Source organism: Pedococcus sp. P5_B7 (genome assembly GCF_054049895.1).
The window spans coordinates 61132-73379 of the sequence record NZ_JBFULM010000008.1; the positions used below are offsets into that span (position 1 = coordinate 61132).

The 12248-nt window shown below is 69.6% G+C and carries 12 protein-coding genes; 7 read left to right on the top strand and 5 right to left on the bottom strand.

Annotation, left to right across the window (positions count from 1 at the left end; genetic code table 11):
* The first annotated feature begins 131 nt into the window (after positions 1 to 131).
* The gene (locus tag ACXJKD_RS17380; protein ID WP_457255966.1) at positions 132 to 515 is read left to right on the top strand and encodes a hypothetical protein; all 384 of its coding nucleotides are present in this window, start codon (positions 132 to 134) and stop codon (positions 513 to 515) included.
* Between the two features lie 139 nt (positions 516 to 654).
* The gene (locus ACXJKD_RS17385; protein WP_457255968.1) at positions 655 to 1020 is read left to right on the top strand and encodes a hypothetical protein; all 366 of its coding nucleotides are present in this window, start codon (positions 655 to 657) and stop codon (positions 1018 to 1020) included.
* A 62-nt stretch (positions 1021 to 1082) separates the two neighbouring features.
* Here the strand turns inward: ACXJKD_RS17385 and ACXJKD_RS17390 are convergent, their stop codons facing one another.
* On the bottom strand, positions 1083 to 2627 hold the full coding sequence (locus tag ACXJKD_RS17390) for a ParB/RepB/Spo0J family partition protein (protein WP_457255970.1): 1545 nt from the start codon (positions 2625 to 2627) through the stop codon (positions 1083 to 1085).
* A gap of 305 nt (positions 2628 to 2932) precedes the next feature.
* Between ACXJKD_RS17390 and ACXJKD_RS17395 the strand changes: the two genes are divergently transcribed.
* Together ACXJKD_RS17395 and ACXJKD_RS17400 are read left to right on the top strand one after the other, a co-directional pair.
* The gene (locus ACXJKD_RS17395) at positions 2933 to 3379 is read left to right on the top strand and encodes a hypothetical protein (protein WP_457255972.1); all 447 of its coding nucleotides are present in this window, start codon (positions 2933 to 2935) and stop codon (positions 3377 to 3379) included.
* Between the two features lie 225 nt (positions 3380 to 3604).
* A complete protein-coding gene (locus tag ACXJKD_RS17400) occupies positions 3605 to 4804 on the top strand; it encodes a DUF4192 domain-containing protein (protein ID WP_457255974.1) in 1200 nt (399 codons plus the stop codon).
* A gap of 1 nt (position 4805) precedes the next feature.
* On the opposite strand, the gene ACXJKD_RS17405 is transcribed toward ACXJKD_RS17400, so the two are convergent.
* The 3 genes from ACXJKD_RS17405 to ACXJKD_RS17415 all read right to left on the bottom strand — a co-directional run bounded on the left by ACXJKD_RS17405 (position 4806) and on the right by ACXJKD_RS17415 (position 8089).
* Positions 4806 to 5060, bottom strand: coding sequence for a helix-turn-helix domain-containing protein (locus ACXJKD_RS17405; RefSeq protein ID WP_457255975.1), 255 nt, complete (start codon positions 5058 to 5060; stop codon positions 4806 to 4808).
* A 469-nt stretch (positions 5061 to 5529) separates the two neighbouring features.
* Positions 5530 to 6525, bottom strand: a complete 996-nt coding sequence (locus ACXJKD_RS17410; RefSeq protein ID WP_457255977.1) for a hypothetical protein — start codon at positions 6523 to 6525, stop codon at positions 5530 to 5532.
* A gap of 706 nt (positions 6526 to 7231) precedes the next feature.
* Entirely contained in the window at positions 7232 to 8089 is an 858-nt protein-coding gene (locus tag ACXJKD_RS17415) for a hypothetical protein (protein WP_457255979.1), read from the bottom strand.
* Positions 8090 to 8322: 233 nt separating this feature from the next.
* On the opposite strand from ACXJKD_RS17415, the gene ACXJKD_RS17420 reads away from it, so the two are divergent.
* From ACXJKD_RS17420 to ACXJKD_RS17430, 3 genes are all read left to right on the top strand, one after another.
* A complete protein-coding gene (locus ACXJKD_RS17420; protein ID WP_457255980.1) occupies positions 8323 to 8673 on the top strand; it encodes a hypothetical protein in 351 nt (116 codons plus the stop codon).
* Positions 8674 to 8741: 68 nt separating this feature from the next.
* Complete coding sequence (locus ACXJKD_RS17425; RefSeq protein WP_457255982.1) at positions 8742 to 10166, top strand: hypothetical protein; 1425 nt, start codon at positions 8742 to 8744, stop codon at positions 10164 to 10166.
* A gap of 476 nt (positions 10167 to 10642) precedes the next feature.
* Entirely contained in the window at positions 10643 to 11407 is a 765-nt protein-coding gene (locus ACXJKD_RS17430; RefSeq protein ID WP_457255983.1) for a hypothetical protein, read from the top strand.
* Between the two features lie 346 nt (positions 11408 to 11753).
* Here ACXJKD_RS17430 and ACXJKD_RS17435 read toward each other — a convergent pair whose 3' ends face one another.
* Positions 11754 to 11978 carry a hypothetical protein gene (locus ACXJKD_RS17435; protein ID WP_457255985.1) on the bottom strand — a complete coding sequence of 75 codons (225 nt, stop codon included), beginning with the start codon at positions 11976 to 11978 and terminating at the stop codon, positions 11754 to 11756.
* Positions 11979 to 12248: the final 270 nt, after the last annotated feature.

Sequence of the window (12248 nt, forward strand, 5' to 3'; positions counted from 1 at the left end):
CAAGGTCGCTGAGTCGGGAAGCGAGGCTCGGAGGCTGACGGTGCCGGGTGATGCGGCTTGGTTGTCCACTGGGGGAGGGGGGCGTGGCATACGTGGGGTGGCAGGTCAGTCACGACGAGAGGACGAGTGACATGGGTGAGTCGACGGGCAAGCCGGTGGGCAAGCAGAGTGCGCGGCAGGTGGCGCGTCGGGCGGCGTTGGACGCACAGGCGAAGATGCGGGCCCAGCGTGTCGAGCGGGAGAGGCGGGTGAGCGCGTTGGGGGTGCAGGTGATGGTGGCGCTGGGGGACCGCGACGAGGTGGTTGCTCGGTGCGAGCGGCGGGCCGGGGAGGCGCTGCGGGCCATGACCGAGGACGAGGGGCTTGGTCTGGCCGAGGCGGTGCAGTGGTGCGGCGAGGGGATGACGCGGCGAGAGGCGACCAGGTTGCGCGCTCTGGTGGACGGTGGGAGCAGGTCTGAGCGGGTGACGGCGAGGGGCTCGTCCGCGACGGACGGCGCGTGGCCGGCCGGTTGAGCCGGTGGGCGCTCGACGGCTTGACGAGCAGGGGCTGGCGGTTCTGCGGGCCGCGCTGGCAGACCAGGCGACTGTGGCTCGTCGACGCGCCAAGATCGTTCACGTGCCGGGCAGTGAGTGCTGGTGGTGGACTGGGGCGGTGAGCGGGCGCGGTCACGGGCGGTTCTGGTTCGCGCCCGGCCGGGTGATCATCGCGCACCGTTTCGGGTTCGCGCAGGTGGAAGGCGTGGAGGCGCTGGACGATGTCGAGGTGCTGGGGCATCGTTGCGACAACCCGCTGTGCCAGCGCATCGACCCCCGGCACGTGGTCGCCTCGTCCTACGTCGAGAACCGGCGCGAGTGGGCGATCCGCAAGGCGCTCAGTGGGTCGCCACTTGCAGACCCACGAGGCGCGCGAAGGCGGGCACGGGAGTTGCGCGACAAGGCCCGGCAGGATCCTGCGCTGGTCGCGGCCGACCTGCGCAGGTTGCGCGAGATGTACGGCGAGCAGCTGCCCCTGTGGTGAACGGGGCAGTGCCCGGAGCGTGGCCGAAGGCTCCGGGCACTGTGCCGTGGTGGGAGTGGTGGTCAGGCTGCGGAGGTGTCGTCCGCAGCCCTGGCCTCTGCGTCCTCGTCGTCGGCCTCGGTCGCGATGACGTCCTGGTCGTGCATCTCGCCGGAGGCGGACGGCGCGCACGTGCTCCCCACCGTCGTGGCTCGCGCTCGGCTCGCGGGCTTGGGCTTGCTCAGGCCCGCGGCGCGCTTCTCGACGTCGGACAGGTCGTAACCGTTGGCGGCGATGAACGCGAGGTAGTCGGCGGTCGCGGGCAGCACCCGCCGCCACGACTGGCGGTCGGTGCCCTTCTCGAGGCTGGCCAGCAGGCGACCCAGGGCGATCACCTGGGCGCGCCCGTCGGTGGCCTTGTCGACCAGCGCGGACCAGCCGTTGCCGTACCCGTAGCCGGTGTGCGTGAGACCGAACCACTCGGCAGCCAACTGTGACCCACCGACGCTGGCGACGACCTCGGGGTGCTCGGTGACGACGCGGGCGATGAACGCGGCCGTCCCCTTGGGCGCGGTCTTTCGGGCAGCGAAGGCGGCGAGCCAGTCGCGGCGCACCGGCTCGGCGGCGTCCCAAGCCCTGTTGGACTCGATCACGTCGCGACGGTCGGCCTTGGCCTGCTCGCGCTGCTCGGGCGACATGTCGGCTGCCTTGGGCTTGGATGCGCCGCCGTGGTTCCACAGGTCGACGTGGCCCGACGCGCGCCAGTCGGTGCACACGTAGTGCGGCTCGGCCTTGCGGACCCGGATCTGCTTGCCCTTCTCGTTCTTCTCCCACTCGATGGTGGCCACGAGGTAGGCCGCGTGACCGGCGCAGGTGGCGTGCGTGGCCTTGGTGTACGCCCGCCCGCCCTCCTTCGCTGCGAGCCGGTCGAGCCGCAGAGCCGTCTTGTCGTCGTGGCTGAGGCGCTCGACGACGCGGACCCCGTTGGCGGTCAGCTCCTCGGTCATGGCGGCGCTCGCGGCGGCGTCCTCGCGCGCGTCGCGCAGGCGCTGGGCGGTGTGGTCGAAACCGTGCCCGTCTTTGGCCGCGACCATCAGCGACTTGACGGCCTCTGGGTCGTCCTCGAACTCGGCGAGCGTGGCGGCCTGGTCGAGGGTGAGGAAGTCCCAACGCTGCGCGGCCTTCTCGGCCAACTCACTGCCCGCGACGGTCAGGGCCGCATCGACCTCGGTCCGGGGGCGGGCGGTGCGACGCTTGATCTGCGCGGCGGTCAGCCCGAACGCGGCGAGCTGCTTGACACCCGCGATGCGGTCGGCGGTGGTCATGGCGCTGCGGTGATCGTTCTCGGCCATCTGGTGCACGATGCGGTCGACGTCCTCGGGCCGGTTCACCACGATGGCGGGGATGGTCGCGCGCTTGGCCTCGGTGGCGGCGAGCGTGCGCCGTTGGCCGCGCAGGATCACGAACTGGCCCTGCTCGTCGTAGTGGCCGATCACTGGTTCCAGCACTCCGAGCTCACGGATGCTGGCGACGAACTCGGGGGTCAGCGCCGCCTCGCTGCGCACGTTGAGGCCGACGAACGCCTTGGCTGGGTCGATCTGCACGAGGGTGATCTCGTTGGTGGCCACAGCGGACCTCGGCCTTGGTGGTGAACATGTCAGGAGTCTCCTTCAGTCGAATAGAACGAACTGACATGCGCTAGTCTTCTCCGGTGAGCACGACTGCCACAGGGCACGCAACAGGTCTGTGGATTAACCCGCGCGAGCGACCACGGGTGTGGACACACTCGAAGCCGGGACGGGGGCGAGAGGCTGCGAGCAGCGGGCCACGGCCCAGCCTCCAGGCAGCCGTGCACGCTGTCCGCACAACGAGGCCAGGCAGCAGCGGAACCCGCCGGGAATGACAGCGGGTGGGTGTTAGGCGACGGGGAGGGATGAGGATGGCGGACGCGGTCGAGGAGAGGGTCGCGACCGGGATCTACTGGGACCCAGGAACGTGGCAGGACGCGCGCGCCGCCTACGTCGCCGACCTGGACAACGACCCGGACGGCCCGGACGCCTTCGTCGGGTGGCTGCATCGCGCGATCGAGGACCACATCTCCCGAGGGCCGGCGGGACGAGCCCAGCTGCAGATCCCGATCCCGCAGGGACGGACCGCCGGCCGCGGACTTAACCGGCATCATCCGCTGCGGGCTTCCACCCGCGCCGCGCTCGACGACGCTGTCGTGGCCGACCGCCTGGCCGGACGGCTGCTCAGCCGGTCGACCTTTGTCCACGAGGCCGTCACCGCCGCCGTAGACCAAGCCAGGACACGCGCCGGACGTTCCCTGACGCCGGTGGCGGGCCGGCTGCCGAACCGTCCACCGCGACGGCCCACCTGATCGCCGCATCCTGGCGGTGCCCGAGGACCTGATGATGCTCGCGCAGATGTCGTCCACGGTGGCCCAGGAAGGCCGCCTCGCTGCCGCGAGCATTCGCCGCCCGGCCGGCTGCGTCGCGTCACTTCCGAGTGTCACGTGCGGCTGGCGCGTCTTGCTCAAACTCCCAGGAGGTGGCCACCCGCACCGCGTCATGGGCCTTTCGGAGGCAGGAGGAAGGAGCCTGCCATGAACGATGGTCCGCTGAATGTCGCGGGCGTCGGTGAGGTCGCCGCCGTGGTGCCGTACGTGCTAGGGATCAACCCCCAAGATTCGCTGGTGGTCTTTCCTACCCGTCCAACCACCGTACCGATCGCGCGCATTGACATGCCTCGAAATCCACGGGAGCAGGAGCTCGCCGCTAGCAGCATGGCCCGAGCCTACGCAGGTCGCGGTGGGCAGGTGGTGCTGCTGGCGTATACCGACCGGCTCGACCTGGCTGAGGGTGCGTGCGAGCAACTGCGCGCTCGGCTGGAGCCTGAAACCGCAGTGGTGGCCGCGGCAGCGGTTCAGGGAGACCAGTGGGTGCGGCTGGACTCCGTCGACAGCGGCGCCATCGAACAAGACACCAGAGACCGGTTCGCTGCCGAGTACGCGTTCCGCGGCCACCGCGCCCCATACGCTACTGAGGAAGAACTCAAACGCTCCTTCCAGCCCGCGGCGCCACTGTCGGTCGAGGCGATGCAGACGGCGACAGAGGCCGCCCGCGAAGCCGTCGCCAGCGAATCCGCTGCCCAGACCGAACGGACCTGGATGACTCTTGCGTTCGAACGCTTCACCGCCATCGGCACGCCGCTCAGCGAGGCCGACGCCGCTCGGATGGTTTGCGATGTGCGGCACATCGGGCTGCGCGATCACGCCTGGGCCTCGATGGACACTCACAATGCGGCCACTCACGCGGCGTTCTGGAAGGACCTGCTCACGCGCAGTCCACAGGGGGCGCAGGCACCAACAGCGTCCCTGACTGCGTTCGCTCACTGGCTCAATGGCGACGGCATCCAGGCCCGTGTCGCGCTCGAGCGGGTCCCCGATGAGCCGATCTACACGATGGCCAGACTGGTGAACACGGCCTTGGAGGTCGGCCTGAACCCCAAGACCTGGTCAGTCCCACCCGAACTGCGACCCGACGCGGTCGAGAGCTCGATTGCCACGACGCAGCCAGTGTCCGGCCGCGAGAGGCGCGACCCACCAAACCTTGCACCAAATCGAGAGACCCCTCGCCCGGTCGATGAAGGACACGCGTTGAGCACCCATCACCCCACCACTGGCACGTCGGCCCTCGAGAAGGGGCTGCACGAGAACCTAGATCATTACGACCAAGCCCACTCCTCTGGCGAGGCGACGCAGGTCGACCTGACCTTCAGGGAAACGCAGCTCGAGCACGAATGAGTCAGCCATGGGACGTGGTCTGTTGGGGCTGCGCGCCGCGGCCTCGTCGTCTGACGCCGGCTTCGTCGAGGGCCCGGCGCACCGCCGTCTGGGTGCGGCCGGTGAGCTCGGCAAGCTCTCGCAGCGATCGACCTGCCTCATATTCTCGAGCGATGTATTCCACTAGGGCGCATCGCTGCTCTCGTGTGGGCCGGGTGCCGTTGGTCCCGGCGAACTGCGGCAGGACCGGAAGGGTCGGACGAGACGGGTAGGCCACTCACCCTCCTCATGAGCAGGTATTTCTGGCCAGCGTATCCAGCATCAGTGGCCGGAGGGTTGGGACGGGTCTCCGCGCTGGCGACCACCAACCGCAATGACCTACTTGTCGTGTTCGCGCCCGGACTCCCGCGGTGGCTGCAAGCTGCGATCCCCCGGACGCGGTGTGGACGTATTGTCGACGGTCGTGGCTGGCGCTGGGAATGAAGCCCCTGTCGCATTGGGGGTCCGGAACCCGCGCCGGGCACTCTGCCTGGTCGGGGACTGGCTCTGCGCGCTCATGCGCTCACCTCATCAGGCGCCACGAGGCTCGGGGCAGGGAACGACCGCCGCCGCGGGCACACGCCAGCACAAGAACGACCAGGTCGTCGCTGGGTGCCGGGCTGCGGGCTTGGGTCACGGGGGCCGGCGAACCGGGTGGCCGCCGCACCTTCAATGACGCGAGAGGACTTGCTGGAGTCCGAACTCGCTCAGGCGCCAATAGTCCCAGCGGATGCACCGGGCGCGTGCCCCGTCGCGCGCGCTGCAACCTTCTCAAGCCCTGTGGAACGGCGCAGACGCTCCGACCCGGTCTGGTCGACCGGCAGCAATCGCTCGCGCTCAGCGGAACTTGGTCGCGTGCGCGGGCGACCCTGCGGGATCCCATGCCGGTGACGAAGTCGCAACACCGTGCGGTTCGAGACACCGATCGCCTCCGCGATCTCGCGGTCGCAGGACCCTGCCGTCAAGAGCCCCCGGATAGCTGCGACCCGCTCATCCTGAGTTAGTTGCAGATCGGTATCGCACCGGGTGCCGGCGGACCCGCTGGTCACCACCCGGTCGACCGCGACTGAGTCCAGGGAGGCTTCTCCCGGCTCGTCACGCTGAGGCGTCGCCCGTGGGTCGTCGATCGTCTCGTCGTCCCACGCCAGTGGTGGGTGGTAGCCACGGGCCGCAGCTCGATCGCGAGCGGCCTGGGACGGGCCGAGGGTCATGCTCAGGCGGTCGTAGACGTCCCGCACCTGCCGCCAGCCCTCGACGCTGATCAGGTCGCGCGATCGCGTGACGAGCTGACCGGTGGGGACACCTTCGGCCTCGAGGTCCGCCTTGCGCCAGCCCAGCGCCATCAACGCCTGCACGCGGCGTACGGCGCCGACGCTCGGGACGTTTCCGCAGGCTCGGGCATACACGTCGTTCAGCATCAACGACGCGATCCGGGTCGCGGTCTGCCGCTGTACCTGTACATGGCTGCCGTCGATGATGTGCGCGACGGCGGTGTCGCTCAGGCCGCTGGCTTGCGCGATCGCCCGGATCGGGACGTGCGCGTCGACGAGCTCTTGGAGCGTGGCTCGTGTGTCGGTTGCGGGGACGTACCGGGTGCGGCCTTGGGCCCGGTCACGGGCGTACCCGACTTCCCATGCCTTGTTGTAACTCATCGGTCGGTCCTGACGCGTGGGCCAGCGGGCTATTCCGGGCTCGGCAACCAAAGCCGTGAGGCGGGTCCGGGTGGACAGCGATGAGGCCCGGCGGGGCTGTCCACCCGGGCGCTGCGCGATGTCTTTGGGCAGTGACAGGGCGCCACCGGGACGGGGCTTTCCCTACCCCTTTGCAGGCTGAGAGTCAGGGGCGTCATTTCCCGGCTGAACGGAGAGGAAGCGCGCGATGGTCGCGTTGACGAGCGAATCGGTGCTGGAGCCGAGGGTTTTGGTGCGACTGCGACACCAGCGGGTAGCCTCGCTGGCTTCGGCCGAGGTGCTCCGACGAACCCGGCACCCCCGGGCGGCGCAGCAGCTGCTGGCCGCCGCCGAGGATCTGGCTGCAGAGATCGACTCCGTTGAGGCGGGCGGCGATCCGCGGCGGCGTGCCTGTCTGATGTGCGGCTGTACGCAGGAGCGTGCCTGCCTCGGCGGGTGTGTCTGGGTGGGCGCTCCGACGGGTGTCGACCTGTGCAGCCGGTGCGCGGCGGTGGTGGATCCCAGGAACCCACCGGCAGGCTGTGYCGGCGCCCTGAGCTCCGTCTTGGACCCGGACGAGGCGGGGCAGCGATGAGTAGGATCCGGCCGCCATGGGGGAGCAGTCCCAAGCCGCCTGGCGCGCCCCAAGCCCGCCCGGCACAGCGATGAACAGCGCAGGAACGGGCCGCGCGGCCTGCCAGCCACCCCACTAGGTGACGGGCCGCGGCTCTGAACGGGCCTACGGCCGGGAGGCCACGACGGCGAGCTGGGGCCGATGCGCGGGGCCGGTCAGCGCATGGACGCGTTCGTGCACCTCCGGTGAGTTCGAGCAGCGCAGCAGGAAACAGGACAGGGCCTCCGCGAGCCCGGCCCGGCGCACCTGCTCGTCGCCGAGCTCGCGAATGGTGGCGCCCCAGGCCCGCTCCCAGACGCTCACGAGGTAGGACAGCGCCCCCACGAGGGCGATCACGGCGGCCACGAGCCACTGTCGCGCCGCTCCCGTCTGCACCGCGCCGATCATTGCCACGATGAACCGTGCCTTCCAGGCCCATCGCACCAGCGGCAACCATCGAAAAGTCCGCGACGCGCCGTCGGCGAGTCCACGGATGGCCTGCCACGGCAGCGTCCAGAACTGCAGCGCCGGATCGGAACGCACGGCGCCGCTGAGCACGACGCCGGCACCGTGGCCCACGACCGCAGCCGCCTGCTCGACGGGCAGTTGCCTGTCCCGGATCGCGGCCACCAAGCCGGCTGAGATCACGACGGTCCTGCGGCCTGCTCCCACGGCCGTGATCGGCGTGACACCCTCGCGCACTCGGAACCGAAGCGCTCCCATGTCGACGCCGTGATGGCACAGCAGCGCCACGGCGGGTGCCAGCGCCGCAGCCTCGGCCGAGCTGAGGTCACGGGCACGAAACAGGATCCGGACCGCCGGTCGCTCGCCGGCGCCAAGTAGCAGCGCCACCGTGGTGGCCAGACCTCCCACGAACAACGCCAGCCCCACCGTGGCGGGCAGCGCCGCGCCCACCACGAAGGTCAGCATCATGCTGACCACGACTGCGGGCCCGTACGCGAGGACCTTCCTTATTGTCGTCATCACCACTGTCAACTCCTCCTCGAGCTGACATGCACTAGTGCGAACACCTCTACTGCGGGCGGTGCTGACCTCCAGAGGGGCACCGGTGGCCATTAGGCCTACAAGAGCAGTGTCGTCCCCACCTACGACACCGCGGTGGCGCCGTGCACAGGCTCCGGAGGAGACCTGACGGGCCCCAGGCGGGATCTGAGTGGATCGGGTTGTACCCCTCTTACGAACCAAAGGAGACAGCGATGATGAGCGCCGACCATCGCCCCACCGACCTGGACGCCGCTGACAGCCTGGGCACGGTTGCGCGACTGCTGGCGCGCGCCTCGGACATGGCCTGGGACCACGCCGCTACCAATCCCGACCCGGTCCTGCGCTTCCTGGGACTGGGGCTGGACCTGGCCACGTCCCAAGCACTCGAGCTGCTGCCCGCGGGCGCCGATGCCGACGACCCCGCACCGGTCGAGATCGACCCGCTGGAACTGCTGCGCGCCGCCGAAGAACTCACCCGGTTGCACCCCATCGAGGCCTTCCCTCCCGGAACGTCGCAGCTGATCGCCGCTATCTGCGACCTGCTCAACGAGCACGCCCCATGACGGGCAGGGACAAACGCAGCGTCGGCGAACTCCTCCTCGAGTCCGACCACACCGCCCGAGCAATCCTGATGGACGTCGACGAGATGGACGCGGCCGCGATGCTGCGCACCTGGGGCGAGGTCGTCCAAGCTGCCGGCGAGCTCTGGCAGGTCCTGCCCCCAGCGACTCCTCCGCAGCCGCTCACTGGTGAACACCTTCCCGACTCCGCAGACCTCGCGATCCAACAACTCGCCGCGATGAGCGAAGCTACGCATCGCACCGGACGCGGGCGGGCGTGGCCCGGAGACGGGCCCGCAGACGAGCGCCTTATGCGCATCGCGGAGAGCTTCGCCCGCGCAGCCGACCTGATCAGCAGTCACGCCACTCCTTCGCCACCACTCAGCGAGCCCGAACAGCGCGACCTGCAGGCCGCCAGGACCAGGATCATTCACACCCTCTACATCGGCTCCCACGGGGTTGGCGTCGCCGTCGGCCGGCGGGCGCGCAAACTGGAGATGAAGATGGCCGCCCGAGGCGCTCTGACCAACGGGGACTCGCTCCGGCAAGCCCGCGCCGCGCAAGCGCGGCTGACCGCGTTCGAGCAGCACGCCGGCGCCGTCGTCAAAGGCACCTACCCCCGCGAACTGGCGGGCGAACACCGCGAGCCACCCGCAGCAAGCCGGCTCGCACAAGCTCTGGCCACCTGGGACGTCCAGGCACACCGCACTCTGACTCGCCGGGTCAACGCCGCCGACCTCATGCTCACCGCCCGCACCCAATCCTTGGTGCTCGCCGCCTGCAACACCCTGACGCGCGTCGCCGCAGACTTCGGACAGCTCGACCGGCAGCAGTACATGACCCGTCTCTCCCCGGCTGTGGAGGCAAGCCAAGAACGGTGGGAGACCATGGCCCGCCTCTGGAAAGACCTCACGCCACCGCACTCACGCCGCGTCGACACCCACCTCGCGCGCGCAGCACTGGAGACCCGGGCCGCGGTGCACGAACTCATCAGCGACGGCACGACCATCGCCCACACCTCAGCCATCGCCCAAAGGACCGACTTGAGCCGGATCGGCCGGCTCACCCAGCAGGTCCTGGCTACCAACGTCGACCTGGCGCACGCCACCCATGACGCCGCCACCAACCCAGAACTGACCGGAGCCGCACGTGCCGTCAACGTGCTGGCGATTGCCACGCGGCGGCACGACCCGCGAGACGCCCAGACCATCGACGACAGCCCCCTTGCGGCCTGGGTCAGGCCCCGCGACCTCCTCACCAACAGAGCCGTCCCCCTTCCCGACCACGTCCGCTCCGGCCTCACGGCGGCCGCCGGCAGCCTCGTCGACGCCAACATGACCGCCCTGAGCGCTGCAGCGTCCCTCGACCCTGTGTCCGCGCAGGACAGCCAGACCAGGCAGAACGGTGAACCAATCGCGCGTCGTGGTCGGGCTCAACAAGACCGAACGCTGCACAGCATGTCGAAGAGCCGTCCCGCCTCGCGCTGCGAGAGATGACAGTAGTAGCGGGTCAAGCTGTTTGGTTCCGGGCGACGCGCCAAGTCGGCTGTTGGAATCGTCCTGCCGTGCGGCAAGCGGGGTGCCGTGCACGCCTTTCCAAGAGCCAGATAGCGGTCGTTCGAGACGTCGGCTGGCAAACGAAGCGATGCGCACTACCTGACTTGCGGTGTTCCCGGGCAGGGTCGAACCGCCGACCTTCCGCTTTTCAGGTCTCGGCGGTCGTGGTCGGATGTCTGAAGGGGACTGTCGCGCAGCGCCGTTGGCCCTCCGAGGTCCACCCTCCGCGCTGGTTGTGTCCCGTCGCGTTGCTGTCAGTGCTGCTGTCCCGGCGTTGCGGCGTTGCGTCAACCAACCCGGACCGGCACAAGACCCTTCTCGTACGCCCTGGGGGTTAGTGTGGACAGTCACCGCAAGGTACCGCGGGTTCTGAACAGCTGACGCGACGAAACCATTCGTCGCGAGGGGGACAGCTCATGAACGAACACCTGCACGCGATCGAAGCAAGGAAGCGCAGCCGCCGTCGGCTGAGCGTGGCCGATCTCGCGGCACATCTTGACCATCGGCTTTACCAGCAACGAGCCTTCCCGGGGGCAACCAAGCAGGGGTGCGCGGACGCTGTCCAAGCCGGATTCGCGGCCGTCATCTGCCGCCCGGAACGCGTTGCCGAAGCCGCACGGGAGCTGGCCGGCACTGCGGTGGCTGTCGCCACCGCAGTGTGCTGGGACACCCCGGACACCACCCACCTGGACACGGACAGCATGCTCAGCCAAGCCCTGACGCTGGCCGGCCACGGCGCCAACGAGGTCGCCCTGGTAGCCACCAAAGAGCGGATGGGCGCCAGCGGCGCCGAGTTCGAGCGGCAGACCACCGCTCTGGTGGCCTCCATGGGTGAGCGAGACGTCCGCGTCCGCGTCATCCTGGACACCAAGCACCTGACACCGCACGCCATCGCCACCGCCTGCCATCAGGCCACCGACGCAGGCGTGTGGATGGCCCAAGCCGGCTCGTGGCGCGGACAGCGGACCGGGTTCACCCAGGTCGAGGCGATGAGGGACTCTCTCGGAGCGGACGTCCTGCTGAAATGGACCCAGCCGGTCCGATCGCTGGAGACCCTGCTGCTGTGCATCGCCGAAGGCATCGAGCGCTTCAACGGTGACGTCGACCAGCTCATGGCTGCAGCACGCCGCAGCGCTGCAGCCGGCCCGCTGACCGTGCCACTGCCCGGCACGGACTACTGACCCGCACGCTTCGCCCGTCACACGGCCGCGCTCATCTGATCGTCGCGAGCGGGCCAGCGGTTCTTGGCGCGGGCGGCGACGGTATACGGCCTGCCCCTGACAACGTTCGATAGCTACACATTCCGCGTCGACAAGCTCGCCCCGAAGCGACGTCCGGCCACGGTACGCCGAGCCAGACCTCGAACGGTGCGTCGTTCATTGGCGGTCATCCACGGTCCGTCGCCGCTCAGTCGCCGGCACCACGACGGATGTCTCGCACCGGCGCTCTGGTGATCACGCGCCCACGGAAGGCGGCGCCGTCGGACACATGTCAAGGCGGTGGCGCCCAGATGGTTGACGTCTTGGTTCAGCTGGTCGAGGCGAGCTCTGGCACGAATGCGGCCAGGGCCGAGGTGACCAAGGGTGCAAGGACCGACAGGGCGGTGATTGGGTGGCGCCGTAGCGGGATGTTGAGGTTGAGCGCACCCTCGAGGCGGTCACGCCGGGCGACCCAGCCAGCGGTGACTGCGGACGGATGACCGTATGGCTGCACGGCGTCGACGAATGCATGGGCGGCGCGGCGCCGCGCCACGCCGCGCCCATGGGGATGATCAAGATTGCGGCGATGACGGCGAACATGGCTCCGTACAGCCGACGTCGGTGCTGGGGAGCTGGGCGGCCAGTTTGCGGCCCGCTCTGGGTCGACCCGACGACGCAGAGAAACAGCCTGTGGGGTCCTCCGCCAGGGTCGCTCGACCGGGCGTAACTGGGCGGTCCTCAAGCGCAAGCACCGCCTCCGCCGCGCCGAAGCGGACGCGGGGTGCTTGACCAACTGCTTGACGGCTCGGGCGCGTGCGGCGGA

What these genes read in the sequence shown, in the direction of transcription:
- ACXJKD_RS17380 (WP_457255966.1), top strand. Translation starts at nt 132, where the DNA reads ATGGGTGAGTCGACGGGCAAGCCGGTGGGCAAGCAGAGTGCGCGGCAG.
- ACXJKD_RS17395 (WP_457255972.1), top strand. Translation starts at nt 2,933, where the DNA reads ATGAGGATGGCGGACGCGGTCGAGGAGAGGGTCGCGACCGGGATCTAC.
- ACXJKD_RS17400 (WP_457255974.1), top strand. Translation starts at nt 3,605, where the DNA reads ATGAACGATGGTCCGCTGAATGTCGCGGGCGTCGGTGAGGTCGCCGCC.
- ACXJKD_RS17415 (WP_457255979.1), bottom strand. Translation starts at nt 8,089, where the DNA reads ATGACGACAATAAGGAAGGTCCTCGCGTACGGGCCCGCAGTCGTGGTC.
- ACXJKD_RS17420 (WP_457255980.1), top strand. Translation starts at nt 8,323, where the DNA reads ATGATGAGCGCCGACCATCGCCCCACCGACCTGGACGCCGCTGACAGC.
- ACXJKD_RS17425 (WP_457255982.1), top strand. Translation starts at nt 8,742, where the DNA reads ATGGACGTCGACGAGATGGACGCGGCCGCGATGCTGCGCACCTGGGGC.
- ACXJKD_RS17430 (WP_457255983.1), top strand. Translation starts at nt 10,643, where the DNA reads ATGAACGAACACCTGCACGCGATCGAAGCAAGGAAGCGCAGCCGCCGT.